The organism is Lysobacter sp. 22409 (assembly GCF_052045105.1).
Lineage (GTDB): Bacteria > Pseudomonadota > Gammaproteobacteria > Xanthomonadales > Xanthomonadaceae > Lysobacter > Lysobacter antibioticus_B.
Map to the genome: position 1 here is coordinate 22,609 of NZ_JBQEOE010000023.1, position 15,278 is coordinate 37,886.

Annotated in this window: 15 protein-coding genes; 10 read left to right on the forward strand and 5 right to left on the reverse strand. The window is 67.1% G+C overall.

Annotated features, from left to right (window positions below):
* Positions 1-8 precede the first annotated feature (8 nt).
* Positions 9-827 carry a DeoR/GlpR family DNA-binding transcription regulator gene (locus tag ACTJJK_RS13060; protein ID WP_440730413.1) on the reverse strand — a complete coding sequence of 273 codons (819 nt, stop codon included), beginning with the start codon at positions 825-827 and terminating at the stop codon, positions 9-11.
* A gap of 286 nt (positions 828-1,113) precedes the next feature.
* Here ACTJJK_RS13060 and ACTJJK_RS13065 point away from each other — a divergent pair, with 286 nt between their 5' ends.
* Both ACTJJK_RS13065 and ACTJJK_RS13070 read left to right on the forward strand, forming a co-directional pair.
* Complete coding sequence (locus tag ACTJJK_RS13065) at positions 1,114-3,123, forward strand: DEAD/DEAH box helicase (protein ID WP_440730448.1); 2,010 nt, start codon at positions 1,114-1,116, stop codon at positions 3,121-3,123.
* 325 nt (positions 3,124-3,448) lie between these two features.
* Positions 3,449-4,204, forward strand: coding sequence for a type 1 glutamine amidotransferase (locus ACTJJK_RS13070; protein WP_440730414.1), 756 nt, complete (start codon positions 3,449-3,451; stop codon positions 4,202-4,204).
* A 518-nt stretch (positions 4,205-4,722) separates the two neighbouring features.
* On the opposite strand, the gene ACTJJK_RS13075 is transcribed toward ACTJJK_RS13070, so the two are convergent.
* Positions 4,723-5,154: a hypothetical protein gene (locus tag ACTJJK_RS13075; protein WP_440730415.1), complete on the reverse strand. Its 432-nt coding sequence runs from the start codon at positions 5,152-5,154 to the stop codon at positions 4,723-4,725.
* A gap of 178 nt (positions 5,155-5,332) precedes the next feature.
* Here ACTJJK_RS13075 and ACTJJK_RS13080 point away from each other — a divergent pair, with 178 nt between their 5' ends.
* Together ACTJJK_RS13080 and ACTJJK_RS13085 are read left to right on the forward strand one after the other, a co-directional pair.
* On the forward strand, positions 5,333-6,046 hold the full coding sequence (locus tag ACTJJK_RS13080) for a DUF5343 domain-containing protein (RefSeq protein WP_440730416.1): 714 nt from the start codon (positions 5,333-5,335) through the stop codon (positions 6,044-6,046).
* Positions 6,047-6,050: 4 nt separating this feature from the next.
* Positions 6,051-6,566, forward strand: a complete 516-nt coding sequence (locus ACTJJK_RS13085; protein WP_440730417.1) for a DUF4145 domain-containing protein — start codon at positions 6,051-6,053, stop codon at positions 6,564-6,566.
* A gap of 68 nt (positions 6,567-6,634) precedes the next feature.
* On the opposite strand, the gene ACTJJK_RS13090 is transcribed toward ACTJJK_RS13085, so the two are convergent.
* Both ACTJJK_RS13090 and ACTJJK_RS13095 read right to left on the reverse strand, forming a co-directional pair.
* Positions 6,635-7,372, reverse strand: coding sequence for an Arm DNA-binding domain-containing protein (locus ACTJJK_RS13090; protein ID WP_440730418.1), 738 nt, complete (start codon positions 7,370-7,372; stop codon positions 6,635-6,637).
* Positions 7,373-7,560: 188 nt separating this feature from the next.
* On the reverse strand, positions 7,561-8,451 hold the full coding sequence (locus ACTJJK_RS13095; protein WP_440730419.1) for a pseudouridine synthase: 891 nt from the start codon (positions 8,449-8,451) through the stop codon (positions 7,561-7,563).
* Between the two features lie 217 nt (positions 8,452-8,668).
* Here ACTJJK_RS13095 and ACTJJK_RS13100 point away from each other — a divergent pair, with 217 nt between their 5' ends.
* Both ACTJJK_RS13100 and ACTJJK_RS13105 read left to right on the forward strand, forming a co-directional pair.
* Positions 8,669-9,226, forward strand: a complete 558-nt coding sequence (locus ACTJJK_RS13100) for a YaeQ family protein (RefSeq protein ID WP_440730420.1) — start codon at positions 8,669-8,671, stop codon at positions 9,224-9,226.
* A gap of 2 nt (positions 9,227-9,228) precedes the next feature.
* A complete protein-coding gene (locus tag ACTJJK_RS13105) occupies positions 9,229-10,416 on the forward strand; it encodes an NAD(P)/FAD-dependent oxidoreductase (RefSeq protein ID WP_440730421.1) in 1,188 nt (395 codons plus the stop codon).
* Between the two features lie 405 nt (positions 10,417-10,821).
* On the opposite strand, the gene rimO is transcribed toward ACTJJK_RS13105, so the two are convergent.
* Entirely contained in the window at positions 10,822-12,195 is a 1,374-nt protein-coding gene (rimO, locus tag ACTJJK_RS13110; RefSeq protein ID WP_031372245.1) for a 30S ribosomal protein S12 methylthiotransferase RimO, read from the reverse strand.
* A 135-nt stretch (positions 12,196-12,330) separates the two neighbouring features.
* On the opposite strand from rimO, the gene ACTJJK_RS13115 reads away from it, so the two are divergent.
* From ACTJJK_RS13115 to ACTJJK_RS13130, 4 genes are read left to right on the forward strand one after another with little or no spacing between them, the layout of a single operon-like run.
* A complete protein-coding gene (locus ACTJJK_RS13115) occupies positions 12,331-13,005 on the forward strand; it encodes a dienelactone hydrolase family protein (RefSeq protein ID WP_440730422.1) in 675 nt (224 codons plus the stop codon).
* Positions 13,002-13,412 carry an HIT family protein gene (locus ACTJJK_RS13120; protein ID WP_031372247.1) on the forward strand — a complete coding sequence of 137 codons (411 nt, stop codon included), beginning with the start codon at positions 13,002-13,004 and terminating at the stop codon, positions 13,410-13,412. The genes ACTJJK_RS13115 and ACTJJK_RS13120 overlap by 4 nt, the downstream gene beginning before the upstream one ends.
* A complete protein-coding gene (gene pxpB, locus ACTJJK_RS13125; RefSeq protein WP_440730423.1) occupies positions 13,409-14,143 on the forward strand; it encodes a 5-oxoprolinase subunit PxpB in 735 nt (244 codons plus the stop codon). Before ACTJJK_RS13120 ends, pxpB begins: the two co-directional genes overlap by 4 nt.
* A complete protein-coding gene (locus ACTJJK_RS13130; RefSeq protein ID WP_440730424.1) occupies positions 14,140-15,114 on the forward strand; it encodes a biotin-dependent carboxyltransferase family protein in 975 nt (324 codons plus the stop codon). Before pxpB ends, ACTJJK_RS13130 begins: the two co-directional genes overlap by 4 nt.
* Positions 15,115-15,278 lie beyond the last annotated feature (164 nt).

Sequence of the window (15,278 nt, forward strand, 5' to 3'; positions counted from 1 at the left end):
GCGCTGCTCTAATCGGCAGGTTCGGCGCGCAGCACGCGCGCGGCATCAGTCGGTGGTTCGGCGCGCAGCACGCGCGCGCCGAGTCGAGCGAAGGCTTCGGCCTCGGCGGCGTCGCCGCCGTGCTCGATCACCAGCGCCTGCACACCCTCGGCCGGCCACACCGTGTACGGCGCGGCAGTGCCGAGCTTGTCGTCGGTGGCCACCGCCACCACCGCTCCGCTGGCGGCGGCGACTGCGCGCTTGAACTGCGCATCCTCGTAGTCGATCGCGCTGATGCCGGCCTGTGCATCGGCGCCGCAGACGCCGACGAAATACAGATCGCTGACGATCGCCGCGGCGTCGCGGATCGCGCCGCTACCCAGGCTGGCGCCGACGTGCGGATCGACGCGGCCGCCGATCACGATCAGCTCGATGTCGTCGCGTTGCGCGAGCAGGGCCGCGATCGCCGGCGCATTGGTCGCTACGGTCAGGTCGAAATCGCGCGGCAAGACCTCGGCGATGGCGATGTTGGTCGAGCCGGCATCGAGGAACAGCAACTGCCCGCGTTCGACCAAGGCCAACGCGGCGCGCGCCAGCGCCGCCTTGCGGGTCGGCGCCTGGGTCCGGCGCTGCGCCAGCGAACCGTGATCGGGCGCCATCGGCAAGGCCCCGCCATAGACCCGCCGGCATTGCCCGGCCGCGGCCATCTCGCGCAGGTCGCGGCGGATGGTGTCGTGGGAGACCTCGAGTTCGCGGGCCAGGTCGACCGCGATCACCCGGCCCTCGGCCAGCAAGCGCTCCAGGATCAGGCGATGACGCTGTTGCGGCAACAGTTCCTCAGCAGACATTTCGGCTCAATCGTTAATGATTGAGATCAATTGTGCACAAACGTGCAAACGAAGCAAGTTGCAGCCGACGGGTCGCCCGCAAAGGACCGATCCGGCACAGCCGACGTCGGGGCGAGCCGGAAGATCGTCGAAACCCACCCGATCGCCCTCGCCGGCCGTCCCGCACCTGTACCCAGGATGCCCGCCGAAACTACGACCGAGCCGTAGCTCCACACTCATAGGAGTAAACTGGTGGGTCTTCCGACCGGCATCGCCGGCGCTGCTGAGCCTCGTTATGAGCGCCGACCTGACCAATACCGCCCCCGATACCCCGAAATTCACCGACCTCGCCCTGTCCGAGCCGCTGCTGCGCGCGCTCAAGGACGTCGGCTACGAGTCGCCCTCGCCGATCCAGGCCGCCACCATCCCGCCGCTGCTCGAAGGCCGCGACCTGCTCGGCCAGGCCCAGACCGGCACCGGCAAGACCGCGGCGTTCGCGCTGCCGATCCTGGCCCAGATCGATCCCAAGCAGTTCAAGCCGCAGGCCCTGGTGCTGGCACCGACCCGCGAGCTGGCGATCCAGGTCGCCGAGGCCTTCCAGAAGTACGCCGTGCACCTGCCCGGCTTCCACGTGCTGCCGATCTACGGCGGCCAGAGCTATTACCCGCAGCTGCAGGCGCTCAAGCGCGGCGTGCACGTCGTGGTCGGTACGCCCGGCCGCGTCATCGACCACCTCGACCGCGGCACCCTGGACCTGTCCGAGCTGCGTTGCCTGGTGCTCGACGAAGCCGACGAAATGCTGCGCATGGGCTTCATCGACGACGTCGAGAACGTCCTCAAGAAGACCCCGGAATCGCGCCAGGTCGCACTGTTCTCGGCGACCATGCCGAGCCAGATCAAGCGCATCGCCCAGACCTATCTGAAAGAGCCGGTCGAGATCGCGATCAAGTCGACCACGACCACCGCCGCCAACATCCGCCAGCGCTATTGGTCGGTCAGCGGCGTGCACAAGCTCGACGCGCTGACCCGCATCCTCGAGGCCGAACCCTACGACGCGATGATCGTGTTCTCGCGCACCAAGCTCGGCACCGAAGAGCTGGCCGAGAAGTTGTGCGCACGCGGCCTGTCGGCCGCTGCGATCAACGGCGACGTGCAGCAGGCGCAGCGCGAGAAGACCATCCAGAACCTCAAGGACGGCAAGATCGACGTGCTGGTCGCCACCGACGTCGCCGCGCGCGGCCTCGACGTGGACCGCATCAGCCACGTGCTGAATTACGACATCCCCTACGACACCGAAAGCTACGTCCACCGCATCGGCCGCACCGGCCGCGCCGGCCGCAAGGGCGAGGCGATCCTGTTCGTGACCCCGCGCGAGCGCGGCATGCTGCGCGCGATCGAGCGCGCCACGCGCCAGCCGATCGAGCCGATGGAGCTGCCGAGCGTCGAGACCGTCAACGAACAGCGCGTCGCGCGCTTCCTCGGCCGCATCACCGAAGCCCTGGAAAGCGCCGATCTCGGCCTGTTCCGCGAAATGGTCGAACGCTACGAGCGCGAGAAGAACGTGCCGGCGGTCGAGATCGCCGCGGCACTGGCCAAGGTGGTCCAAGGCGACAGCCCGCTGCTGCTGACCCCGCCTCCGGCGGCGCGTTACGAGCGCGAAGAACGCGACGGCCCGCGCGAACACCGCGGCGCGGCGACGCGCAAGTTCGTCGAGCGCGACAACGCCTCGAATTCCGGCGCGCACCGCAAGGAATACCGCCAGACCGACGCGCGTCCGCCGCGCGAAGGCGAGCGCGCCCCGGCGCCGCGTCGCGAAGACCGTCAGTACACCCCGCCGTCGGCGCGCCCGTCCAACAAGGCCGAATCGCTGTTCGACGACGAGTCGCCGGCACCGCGCGCCGAGCGCAGCCCGCGCGGCGCGCCCGAAGTCGGCATGGAAACCTTCCGCATCGAAGTCGGCCACGCCCATGGCGTCCAGCCCGGCAACATCGTCGGCGCGATCGCCAACGAAGCCGACCTGGAAAGCCGCTACATCGGCCGCATCGACATCCGCGACGACTACACCCTGATCGACCTGCCGGAAGGCATGCCGCGCGAACTGATGGAGCACCTGAAGAAGGTGCGCGTGGCCGGTCACCCGCTGCGCATCCAGCACGCCAGCCCCGGCGACACCGAAGGCGGCCGCAGCCGTCGTCCGGGCCCGGGCGGCCCGCGTGGTCCCGGCGGCCCCGGTGGCCCGCGCGGTCCGGGCGGCCCCGGCGGCCCGAAGTCGCACGGTGGCCCGCGCAAGCCGTTCAAGCCGCGCCCGCCGCGCTGAGTCGAGCTGAGGGGTGATGCCCCCCTTCTCTCGCGTTCGGGAGAAGGGGGCGGAAGAGCCTGCCCCGCGAAGGCGGGCGCCGGATAAGGGGGCGCAAGCGGCCCCTCTAACCCGCACCCCCGCCCGAACGCCTGGCGTTCGGGCGTTCGCAAACGCGCGAGCCAATGGCTCGCAAGCGGCGTTCGCTCACCCCGCCAGCAGGAGAGGGAGCCGTTAGCGGCAGCGGCAGCCAGCCACCGCATCCGCACCAAAACTCATAAGCCAACCATCGCGTATCGGCGCCGATCTTTGGCATAGTCGCAGCGTAGTCGCTACGCCGCCGCACATGCCCCGCATCCTGGTCTTCCAACACGTCGCCGCCGAACCGCTGGGCACGCTCGATCCCCTGATCCGGCGTCGCGGCCATCGCATCCGTTTCACCAACTTCGACCGCGACCCGCAGGCGCAGCCGAACGTCGACCGCTACCGCGGCCTGATCGTGCTCGGCGGGCCGATGAACGTCGAAGACCAGGCGCAGCGCCCGCATCTGCGCACCGAATTGCTCGCGATCGAACGCATGCTCGAACAGGGCAAGCCGGTGCTCGGCATCTGCCTGGGCGCGCAACTGCTCGCCCACGTGCTCGGCGCGCCGGTGCGCAAACACCACCGCCCCGAAATCGGCTGGTATCCCCTGCAGACCACCGAGGCCGGCCACGGCGACCCGGTACTCGCGCCGCTGGCCGGCACCGCACCGGTGTTCCAATGGCACCGCTACAGCTTCGAAGTTCCGCAGGGCGCGCACCACCTCGCCCGCACCGACACCTGCGAACAACAGGCCTTCCGCTGGGGCGACAACGCCTACGGCTTCCAATTCCATCTGGAAATGGACGTGCCGCTGATCGAACGTTGGCTGGCCAACCCGGTCTATCGCGAAGAACTGGCCGAACTCGGCCACGACACCAACGAAGCGGCGATACGCGCGCATACCCTCGAACACATCCACGCCATGCAGACCCGCGCCGACGCGGTGTTCAACAACTTCCTAGATCTGATCGGCCAACCGCAGCGGCGCTACACCCTGCCCTCGCGCGAGTGGGTTTGATCCCGCGCCTTTCAGGATGCGCAGACCCGCTCCAAGGGTAGGAGCGGCGCGAGCCGCGACCGCGCCGCTTCCGGCCGCGACGACAATGAAGACCGAGACGTTCTTCCTGCCTGCTTAGTTAGAGCATCTGACGGTTAATCAGGGGGTCATTGGTTCGAGTCCAACTTCGGGCCCCAAGAAATACATGCATTTAGGCCGCGAGCTATCGTGGCCTTCGTCGTTTCTGGCCTAGGCTAAACACGAACTAACAACGGAAGCGCGTACTAGCGAATTCCTAGCAACTCGATCACGCCTTATAGAAGGTGTGATTCGCGGCCTCAGATCTCATCGACAGTGCACCCTTCCCGGTGCAGCCGCTGACGTGCCACGTCCTCGCTGAAGAACAGTCTCCCGCAGGACATGCAGGACCGCCACCCGACGTGGCGCACTAGGCGCGGGCGCGCATCGCCGCGTCGAAGCGCAGCATGTGGCGCTGGATGCCCTTGGCGAGCAGGCGCGTCGAGACGACGCCGAGGTTGTCAGCGCTGGGCATTGTCGTGCTCCAGTACGTTGCTGCGCTCGGCGTCCGCGTACTTGGACAGCAGCGCGCGCAGCTGCTCGCGGTCCTCGTGGGGCATCGCCAGCAGCGTGGCCGGGTCGAGGCCCGTGGACTGCTCGACCTTCACCGCGAGACGGTCCGCCATCTGATCGCCGTAGCGGAACTTGAGCAGCACCTCCAGCAGGCGGTCGGACTTCTCCTTGGTGGCGCGCCTGTGCGCCTCGCCCAGCAGGTCGTCCAGCGCGCGCTGGACGGCCGCGCCCCACTCCTGAGCGAAGCCCAGGTCCTGCTTCCTCTCGCTGTACGCGGTAGTGCGGCTGACGCCCGCCGCCGCAGCGGCGTCCTTCACGCAGCACGAGTCCTCGAGCACCTCAAGGAACCGCTCCTTCGCCTTATCGTCGAACTTTCCCATGGCCTGCTCGTCTTGAGGGTTTACAACGAGCATTCGGTCGCGACTTTGCGCACGCGCCCCCCCTAAGTGCAGCCCTATTTTCTGAGACAGCCTTGTGTTAAATAGCTGATTTGGCGGGATAAGCTCGCCAGAACGGGGGCCTCAGGGGGAGGTTCCGTCCTTCGGCGGAGACATTTTCATGGCAGATGACAAGAAGAAGTCTTATCCAAAGATTCCGCGTGCGAACTGGTTCTCGCTGCGCGACAGGTTCCGGCAAAAGCCTCCGAGTGAAGTCACCGTGTCCTATCTCTCTTCGGCACTGGGCATCACCGAGCCGTCTGCGGCAAATCTGATTCCACCGCTCAAGGCACTCGGCCTCGTCGGTAAGGACAACAAGCTCACAGACTTAGCCTTCGAGTGGCGCGACGATGCCACCTATGCGGGCGCATGCGAGAAAATGCTGGAGTCCACATATCCAACAGAGGTTCGTGAGCTGTACCACGATTCCTCTGCAACCCTACGGGACGTAGCGGGTTGGTTCTCAAAGCACTTGCGAATTGGCGAATCGGCAGCGAGCAACATCGCGTCACTGTATCTACTTCTGCTTGAGCAGGACCCCAAGGGGAAAGAGAGCGCTGCCAAGCCTAAGGCAACAGGCGCGCCTGCCAAGGCTGCACCACGCGCTCGTGCAGCGCTTCCATCGCTGAAAGAAGCTGCTCGAGTGGGGCGTAAGCCCGACAACACCGGGGATAGTGGGCAAGGCGGAGACGGCGAGAAAGGTCAGGGTCAGCCTCGGGGCTTCAGCCCGAAACTACACGTCGATATCCAGATTCATATATCCCCCGACAGCACTGCCGAACAGATCGACAAGATCTTCGAGAGCATGGCGAAATACCTTCCGCTGAAGGGCTAGTTCCGTGTCTATTGGCTTCGATGCAGCCATGGAGTCCGTCAGGCTTCTGCGTGACGGAATACGAGCAAAGAATCCACCGCCCGACGAGGGAGGCCCTAGTGCGGAGGACAACATCGTTATGTTGTCGCTGGTACGGGGTACGCGCCCCTACCTCGAACGGATCGTTCACCAAATAAACGGCAGCTATGAGAACGGCTGGTATGACGCCTCGGCGGTCATGGTAAGGCGCTTAGTGGAGACGTTGATAATCGAGGTATACGAGGCTAACGGGCGTGCTGCCGATATCAAGGACGGTAACGGGGACTTCCTGTTCCTAGCAGACTTGATCAGCACGATACTGGCCGATCAACAATTCAACTTGAGCAGGGCCGCAAAGAAAGCACTTCCGGACTTAAAGGACGTCGGAGACAAATCTGCTCACAGCCGGTTCTATACCGCACATCGCAAGGACATTGAGAAGCTTGCCCCGTTATTGCGCAACGTCGTCCAGGAACTGCTGGCCCTGGCAAAGCTCAAGTAGCCGACACCGTGTCAGCGGGTCATACCGCCCAAGCCCTTGAACGGAAAGGGGGCGACATCTGACCGCCCCTACCCAATAACGCCACAGCAACGCCCTAGTGCAGGGTCAGGCCGTCGAACCACCTGGCGTCGGCCAGTCCCTCCCTGGACAGGTAGCAGTCCAGGGGACGGTAGTAGTGGAAGTCGAACCGGGCCGGCATCCACCTTCCGCTTCTTGACCCCGTGGAAGTCCACGTTGGCTGTCGGGTTGGCCGGGAGGTCCCGGTGCTCGCGCAGGCCGCGACCGTAGACGGCGCGGAAGGTGCGGAACGTCGCGTCCGCCGTCGCCTTGCCGCTCATCTTGGTGATGCGCTGGTGCCGCTCGCGCACGCCGACGCGGTCCGCGCCGATCTCTGCCAGCGTTCGGTCGAGCCAGTCTGACAGGTAGTTCTCGATGACGTAGCGGTAACCATCGACCGTCTTGGCCGACAGCGGCTTGCTGGCGAGGTGCAGCTCAAGGGCCTGCCTGAGGGTGATGCCCTTCGCGCGGGCCTTCCGTCGCTCCTCGCTGGGGTTCACGCCGGACCGCATGGAGACGAGCGTCTTGGCGGCCAGCGCGCGTGCCTCCTTGGCGGTCATCGCCGGGTGGTCGCCGATCTTGGTCCGCACCTGCTTCCCGTTGACCTGGGACTGCAGGTAGGAGCCGCGCTTGGTTGGGCTGACTATCAGGTAGAAGCCTCGCAGCTCCTGGTCCGCGTACAGCGACGGAGGACCGCTCAGCTGCCGAGGCGCGTTCTCGACGAGCGCCTGGGTGATCTTGGTTCTCATGGGATCTGCTCCGTGTTATTGGACACGAGGCAGACACGGTTTCTCGGCTATCCAATACTCCAGAAAGCCGTACAGACCATCTGACTCGAAGCCAATATGGCGAGCAATTCCCAGCTTGTAAGCGCGTGTTTTGCCCTACAGAGCAAATCAGGGCTCTAGTCGCAAAACGCGACTGTCAATCAAGGGCTCTAAAGCCCCAACCCACTCTCAAACCACCGCTCGCTCCCCTCCAGCGGATCGACGAAGCGCAGCGAGCGCGCCAGCAGTTTCAGCGGCCGCGTGTAGTCGTCGGCCGCTGCCTGCGGCGACAAGGGGTAGAACGGGTCGTTGAGGATCGGGGCGCCGAGGGCGGCCAGGTGCACGCGCAGTTGGTGTTTGCGGCCGGTCACCGGTTCCATGGCGTAGCGCCAGACCGGGCCGTCGCGGTCGATGACGTCGATGCGGGTCTCGCTGTTGGGTTCGCCTTCGGCCTCGCACATGCGGAAGAACGGCTCGCCTGCGACCAGGCGCGAACGCCGTACCAACGGGAATTCTAGGTCCGGCAGGGCCGGCGCCAAGGCTTCGTAGCGCTTGTGGATGCGGCGTTCGCGAAACAGGGCCTGATAGGCCGCTCGCGAGGTTGGGTCGCGCGAGAACAGCATCACCCCGGCGGTGCCGCGGTCGAGCCGATGCAAGGGCACCAGTTCGGGCTCGTCGTAACGCCGGATCAGTCTCGTCAGCAAGGTTTCGGCGACGAAGCCGCCGGACGGGGTCACCGGCAGGAAATGCGGTTTGTCGACCACCAGCAGGTGCGCATCGCGATGCAGCACGCGCTCTTCGAACGGAATCCGCGGTTCCTCGTCGACTTCGCGGAAATACAGGATTTCCATGCCGACCCGATAGACGGCGTCGGCCCTCAGCGGCTGGCGCTGCGCATCGAGTACGCGGCCGCGCGCGAAGCGGTCGAGCCAACGCTCGCGTGCGATCACCGGAAAACGCGCGCACAGGCCGTCGAGCAGGTTCGTCCACGGGCCGGGCGGCAGTTGCAAGCGGCTCGGGGCGATGCCGTCGAGGGGCAGATTCGATTCGTTCGGCGACATGCCGGCATCATCGCCGACTTCGCCGCCCTCGCCCACGCCGGGAACGGCGGCTCGGCGCCCCATCCAGACAAGGTCCAGCCCTGATCCAGCAAGACCTAGCCAGGATGCAGCCAGCCGGACGGCGGCCCGATCAGCCTGAACCAGCCCGGGCACCCCGAACCGGACGCGGAAGCCGCCAACGCCTAGAATGCGCGCTGTTTTCCTGCGAGCTCAGCCCATGGCGCCCAATGCCACCATCGTCAAGATCGAGTTGCAAATCAGCGACATGGACCGGCATTACTACGCCGCCCACGCCCTGACCCTGGCGCAACACCCTTCCGAAACCCAGCAGCGGCTGATGGTGCGGATGCTGGCGTTCGCGCTGAACGCGCAGGAACGGCTGGAATTCGGCCCGGGCCTGAGCAGCGAGGACGAACCCGACGTGGTCCTGCGCGACTACACCGGCGACATCGATTTGTGGATCGATGTGGGCCAGCCCGACGAGTCGCGCATCCGCAAGGCCTGCGGCCGCGCGCGCCAGGTGGTGGTGGTGAACTACGGCGGCCGCGCCGCCGACATCTGGTGGGAGAAGAATGTCGCCATCCTGCGCCGGCTCAAGAACCTGACCGTGCTCGACCTCGACCCGGCCGCGGTGGAAGCGATGGCCGGCCTGGTCGAACGCAGTTTCCGTCTCGATTGCCAGATCCAGGACGGCGAAGTGTCGCTGAGCACCGACAAGGGCGCGCTGGTGCTGACCCCGGGCCTGCGCCAGAGCGCGGACGCGCGAGCCGCCTGAGCATGACGGAAGCGGTCGATGTGGTGATCGTCGGCGGCGGTGCCGCCGGCTTGATGTGCGCCCTGACCGCAGGCCGCCGCGGCCTGCGTGCGGTGGTGATCGAGCACGCCAACAAGGTCGGCAAGAAAATCCTGATGTCGGGCGGCGGGCGCTGCAATTTCACCAACACCGGCACCACCCCGGCCAATTACCTCTCGGCCAATCCGCATTTCTGCAAGTCCGCGCTGGCGCGTTACACGCCGTGGGATTTCATCGCGATGGTCGAGCGCCATCGCATCGCCTATCACGAGAAAGAACTCGGTCAGCTGTTCTGCGACGTGTCGTCGAAGCTGATCGTGCAGATGCTGGTCGACGAATGCCTGGCGGCCGGGGTGCGCATCGAGATCGGCTGCGCGGTCGAACGCATCGTCCACAACGAGGGCGACAGCGGTTTCCGCGTGCACACCGCGCGCGGCGGGTTCGCGGCGCGGTCGTTGGTGGTCGCCAGCGGCGGCCTGTCGATTCCGAGCATGGGCGCGACCGGCTTCGGCTACGAGTTGGCGAAGCGCTACGGCCACAACGTGTTGCCGACCCGCGCCGGCTTGGTGCCGCTGACCCTCAGCGGTAAACATCAGGAACGCCTGCAGGACCTCAGCGGCGTCGCCCTGCCGGTCACCGCGAGCTGCAACGGCCAGAGTTTCAGCAATCAGATGCTGATCACCCATCGCGGCATCAGCGGCCCGTCGATCCTGCAGATTTCATCGTATTGGCAGCCCGGCGACGATCTGCGCCTGGATCTGCTGCCGGGGCACGATGCGCTCGATTGGCTGCAGACGCAGCAACGCGATCGTTCGGCCGCGGAGTTGAAGACCGTGCTCGGCGAGGTGGTGCCGCGGCGTTTCGCCCAGCGTTTGTGCGAGGTCTGGCTGGGCAACAAGCCGATGAAGCAATACAACCTGCCGGAGCTGAAGCAGCTCGCCGCGACCTTGAGCGAATGGCCGCTGGTGGCCAGCGGCACCGAGGGCTATCGCACCGCCGAGGTGACCCTGGGCGGTGTCGACACCGACGAGCTGTCGTCGAGCACGATGCAGTCCAAGCGCGTGCCGGGCCTGTATTTCATCGGCGAGGCGATCGACGTCACCGGCTGGCTCGGCGGCTACAACTTCCAATGGGCCTGGGCGTCGGGGCATGCGGCGGGCCAGGCGGTCTGACTGTGGTTGCGTCGTGGGCCTGTTGGCGCGGTCGCGACTTGCGCCGCTCCTACAGGGGATGGCGGCGTCGCGGATGTAGGAACGGCATGAGCCGCGACCCGTATCCGTAACGGCGTCGCAAGTCTGTTGGTTGGGTCGCGACTTACGTCGCTCCTACAGGAGATGGCGGCGTCGCGGATGAAGGAGCGGCGTGAGCCGCGACCGCGAAACCACGGTTACGGCGTAATCCGATTGGCGCGGTCGCGACTTGCGTCGCTCCTACAGGGGTTACGACGTCGCGACCTCGTATCTGCAGTCGCGCCGTAGTTCTATTGCCGCGGTCGCGACTTGTGACCGCAGGAAATCCCTGTGGGACGTCGCTCCTACCCCGGGACCTCGGGATGACACCGCCGCTCGGCGCCCGCCTCAATCCTGTTCGACGGCTTCGCCGAAAAGGTCGTGTTCGTCGCTGCCCATGATCTCGACGTCGACGAACTGGCCGACGCGCAGCTGCGCTTCGAGGCCGTTCTGGATCTGCACCAGGCCGTCGATCTCCGGCGCATCGGCCATCGAACGGGCGATGGCGAGGTCGCCGTCGATGGCGTCGACCAGGCAGCGCTGGATGCTGCCGACCTTGGCTTCGAGCTTGGCCGCGGAAATCTCGGCCTGGCGCTCCATGAAACGCGCCAGACGCTCCTGCTTGACGTCTTCGTCGACCGGATCGGGCAGATCGTTGGCCTTGGCGCCGTCGACCGGCGAATAGGCGAACGCGCCGACGCGGTCGAGCTGGGCTTCGTCGAGGAAGTCGAGCAGTTCCTCGAACTCCTGCTCGGTCTCGCCGGGGAAACCGACGATGAAGGTGCTGCGGATCGCGATGTCCGGGGCGATCGAACGCCAGCGCTGGATGCGCTCGAGGGTCTTGTCGACCGCGCCGGGGCGCTTCATCAGCTTGAGCACGCGCGGGCTGGCGTGCTGGAACGGAATGTCGAGGTAAGGCAGCAGCTTGGGCATCCCGTTATGAGTCTGGGCCATCAAGGGGATGATGTCGTCGACGTGCGGATACGGATACACGTAGTGCAGACGCGTCCAGATGCCGAGTTCGCTGAGGCCTTCGCACAGCGCCTTCATCCGGGTCTGGTAGGACTTGCCGCGCCATTCGCGCTCGGCGTATTTGACGTCGACGCCGTAGGCCGAGGTGTCCTGCGAGATCACCAGCAGTTCCTTGACCCCGCCCATCGCCAGCTTTTCGGCTTCGCGCAGCACCTCGTCGACCGGGCGCGAGACCAGGTCGCCGCGCATCGACGGAATGATGCAGAAGCTGCAGCGGTGATTGCAGCCTTCGGAAATCTTCAGATAGGCGTAGTGCTTGGGGGTGAGCTTGACGCCGATGCCGTCGTCGCGGCGCGGCACCAGGTCGATGAACGGGTCGTGCTTCGGCGGCAGCGCCGCGTGCACCGCGCTCATCACGCTGCCGTAGTCCTGCGGGCCACTGATCGACAGCACGCCGGGGTGCGCTTCGCGGATCAGCTCCGAGCGCTTGCCCAGGCAGCCGGTGACGATGACCTTGCCGTTCTCGGCGATGGCCTCGCCGATCGCGTCCAGCGATTCGGTCACCGCCGAGTCGATGAAGCCGCAGGTGTTGACCACCACCACGTCGGCGGCGTCGTAGGTCTGGACGATGTCGTAACCCTCGACCCGCAACTGGGTGAGGATGCGTTCCGAATCGACCAGCGCCTTGGGGCAACCGAGACTGACGAAACCGACTTTGGGATTGGCTGGCGAGACGCTGGCGGAAGACATGAACGAGGAGACCTGAACAAGAGAGCCGGACGCCGCGGGGGGCGGCCGGGCCCGGGCGGGAACCGCCGGGGCGCGAATTATAGCCTCCGGGGCTAAACTGGCCGCGGTTTGGATGAATTCGTTCGGGAGCAGGCCATGGGCCACTGGATCGACCTCGACACCCCGGCCGGCACGGTCGCCGCCTGGCGCACCGACCCCAGCGCGGTCCCGCGCGGCGGATTGGTGGTGATTCAAGAGATTTTCGGGGTCAACGCGCATATCCGCGACGTCGCCGAACGCTTCGCCCAGGCCGGTTACGCGGTGCTGGCCCCGGCCCTGTTCGACCCGGTCGAGCGCGGCGTCGAGCTGGGCTACGACCAGTCGGCGGCCGCGCGCGGGGTCGAATTGCGCAATGCCGTGGGTTTCGACCGCGCCACCGAGATCGTCGGCGCCGCCGCCCACCTGCTGCAGGGCGAAGGCCTGCGCACCGGCGCGGTCGGCTTCTGCTGGGGCGGCTCGATCGCCTTTCTCGCCAATACCCGCCTCGACCTGCCGGCGGTGAGCTACTACGGCGCCCGCACCGTGCCGTTCCTGAGCGAGCGGCCGCGTGCGCCGGTCCGCGCGCCGATCCTGTTCCACTTCGGCCGCCACGACGGCAGCATCCCGCCGGAAGCGATCGAACAGCACCGACAGGCGCTGCCGACCGCGCCGATCCACCTCTACGAAGCCGGCCACGGCTTCAACTGCAACCTGCGCGCCGACTACGACGCCGACAGCGCCGCGTTGGCCTGGACACGCACGCTCGATTTTCTAGCGGACAGCCTCAAATGAACCCCTGGCACCTGCACCCGCAACTCGCCGACGACACCCATCCGGTCGCCCAGTTCGAACTCAGCGAACTGCGCCTGATGGACGACGCCAACCACCCCTGGCTGATCCTGGTGCCGCGCGTCGACGGAGCGGTCGAACTGATCGATCTCGACGAGCAACAACAGCTCGCCCTGACCCGCGAGATCGCCCGCACCAGCCGCGCGTTGCAGGCCGCGTTCAAGCCGCACAAGCTCAACGTCGCCGCGCTGGGCAACCTGGTACCGCAGTTGCACGTGCACGTGATCGCGCGCTATCGCGAGGACATCGCCTGGCCGCGTCCGGTCTGGGGCATGGCCAGCGCGCAGCCGTATTCCCCCGAGATCCTGGTGCAACGCATCCGCCGCCTGCAGGACGCGTTGCCGGCGTGAGCGCGGCTACGGCGTCGGCGCCATCGGCCTTCGTGTTCGAAGCGCTTGCCGACGATGCCTGGCTGCTGCGGCTCGGCGACGGCATCGACGACGCGGTCAACGCGCGCGTGCACCGCCTCGCCGCGCGGCTGCGCGCGCAAGCGCCGCCGTGGCTGCGCGACCTGGTGCCTGCCTACGCCAGCCTGGCGCTGTTCTTCGACGAGGCCGCGGTCGACGCCTTGAGCGTGCAGGCCTGGCTGATGACGCAATGCGCTGTCATCGACGCGAGCGATGACGAGCTACCCACGCCGCAACGCATCGTCGAGATCCCGGTCGCCTACGGCGGCGACTACGGCCCGGATCTCGACAGCGCCGCCGCCGAACTCGGCCTGTCCGCGCACGAGCTGATCGCACGTCACAGCGGCGGCGAATACACGGTGGCGATGATCGGCTTCGCCCCGGGCTTTCCGTATCTGTCCGGGCTCGACCCCGCGCTCGCGCTGCCGCGCCTGGCGACGCCGCGCACCGAAGTCGCCGCCGGCAGCGTCGCCATCGGCGGCGCCCAGACCGGCATCTATCCGCGCCCCGGCCCCGGCGGTTGGCGTCTGCTCGGTCGCACGCCCCTGCCCTTGTTCGACCTCGCGCGTGCCCAGCCGAGCCTGCTGCAACCCGGCGACCGCGTGCGCTTCGTCGCCATCGACGCGGCCGCGTTCGCCGAACTTGCGCGCCTGCAAGCGCAGACGCCGGCATGAACACACGAAACGAATTCATCGAAGTGATCGCGCCCGGCCCGCTGACCAGCGTGCAGGACCGGGGCCGCCACGGTTGGCGCCATCTCGGCATCGCCCGCAGCGGCGCGCTCGACCCGGAACTGGCCGCGCTGGCCAATCATCTGGTCGGCAATCGCGACGACGATGCCGTGCTCGAACTGAGCCTGCACGGCCCGAGCCTGCGCCTGCCGCGGCCGTCGCGCATCGCCCTGCTCGGCGCGTCGGTCGATGCCCGCTTCGAGGGCACGGTGTTGCCGATGGCGCGGCCGATCGATCTGCCGGCCGGCACGCTCAAGCTCGGCGGCGTGCGCAACGGCGTGCGCGCCTGGCTGGCGATCGCCGGCGGTTTCGAAGTGGCGCCGGTGCTCGGCAGCCGCAGCACCGATCTGCGCGGCGGCTTCGGCGGTCACCAGGGCCGCGCCTTGCAGGCCGGCGACCGTCTGCCGCTCGGGTCGGCGCCGAGCTTGCGCATCGACTCGCCGCAGATCGCGCGCTGGTGGGTCGACCCCGACTTCGACGAAGACCCGGACCTGCCGATCCGCTACCTGCCTGTCGCAAACCCGGCGTTGGCCGACAGCGCCGCAGCGCTCGCCCGCCAGCCCTGGAGCGTCGCCGCCGCCAGCAATCGCCAAGGCCTGCGCCTGGACGGCGCGCCCTTGCCCGCCGTCGGCGGCAGCGGCGTGTCCGAGCCGGTCGCGCCCGGCACCATCCAATTGCCGGCCGACGGGCGTCCTATCGTCCTGCTCGCCGACGCCCAGACCGTCGGCGGTTATGCGCGCCTGGGGTATGTGATCGCCGCCGATCTGCCGCGTTTGGCGCAGGCGCCGCCGCATGCGCGGCTGCGCTTTGAGGCCTGCGATGCGCCAGCGGCGATTGCTGCGCTGCGGCATCGGCGCGAACGCATGGCGCGTCTGCGCCTTGCGTTGGCATCGCGCTTGCCGCACACGCGCTAGCGGCATCGCGGATCTCCGCCACTGTGCCGAATTCGGCACCCAGCTAGGGCAAAAGGCACTATCGCTTCCGGCCCGGTTGCCGCGACGATCGACGGCGCACTCACGCCGCCGCTCAGGCGGTCCGCACCTGCTCGACCGTCACACGAACCGCTTCGCCGTCATCG

What these genes read in the sequence shown, in the direction of transcription:
- ACTJJK_RS13115 (WP_440730422.1), top strand. Translation starts at nt 12,331, where the DNA reads ATGGGCCACTGGATCGACCTCGACACCCCGGCCGGCACGGTCGCCGCC.
- ACTJJK_RS13105 (WP_440730421.1), top strand. Translation starts at nt 9,229, where the DNA reads ATGACGGAAGCGGTCGATGTGGTGATCGTCGGCGGCGGTGCCGCCGGC.
- ACTJJK_RS13080 (WP_440730416.1), top strand. Translation starts at nt 5,333, where the DNA reads ATGGCAGATGACAAGAAGAAGTCTTATCCAAAGATTCCGCGTGCGAAC.
- ACTJJK_RS13075 (WP_440730415.1), bottom strand. Translation starts at nt 5,154, where the DNA reads ATGGGAAAGTTCGACGATAAGGCGAAGGAGCGGTTCCTTGAGGTGCTC.
- ACTJJK_RS13130 (WP_440730424.1), top strand. Translation starts at nt 14,140, where the DNA reads ATGAACACACGAAACGAATTCATCGAAGTGATCGCGCCCGGCCCGCTG.
- ACTJJK_RS13100 (WP_440730420.1), top strand. Translation starts at nt 8,669, where the DNA reads ATGGCGCCCAATGCCACCATCGTCAAGATCGAGTTGCAAATCAGCGAC.
- ACTJJK_RS13090 (WP_440730418.1), bottom strand. Translation starts at nt 7,372, where the DNA reads ATGAGAACCAAGATCACCCAGGCGCTCGTCGAGAACGCGCCTCGGCAG.
- ACTJJK_RS13120 (WP_031372247.1), top strand. Translation starts at nt 13,002, where the DNA reads ATGAACCCCTGGCACCTGCACCCGCAACTCGCCGACGACACCCATCCG.
- ACTJJK_RS13060 (WP_440730413.1), bottom strand. Translation starts at nt 827, where the DNA reads ATGTCTGCTGAGGAACTGTTGCCGCAACAGCGTCATCGCCTGATCCTG.
- rimO (WP_031372245.1), bottom strand. Translation starts at nt 12,195, where the DNA reads ATGTCTTCCGCCAGCGTCTCGCCAGCCAATCCCAAAGTCGGTTTCGTC.
- ACTJJK_RS13095 (WP_440730419.1), bottom strand. Translation starts at nt 8,451, where the DNA reads ATGTCGCCGAACGAATCGAATCTGCCCCTCGACGGCATCGCCCCGAGC.
- ACTJJK_RS13070 (WP_440730414.1), top strand. Translation starts at nt 3,449, where the DNA reads ATGCCCCGCATCCTGGTCTTCCAACACGTCGCCGCCGAACCGCTGGGC.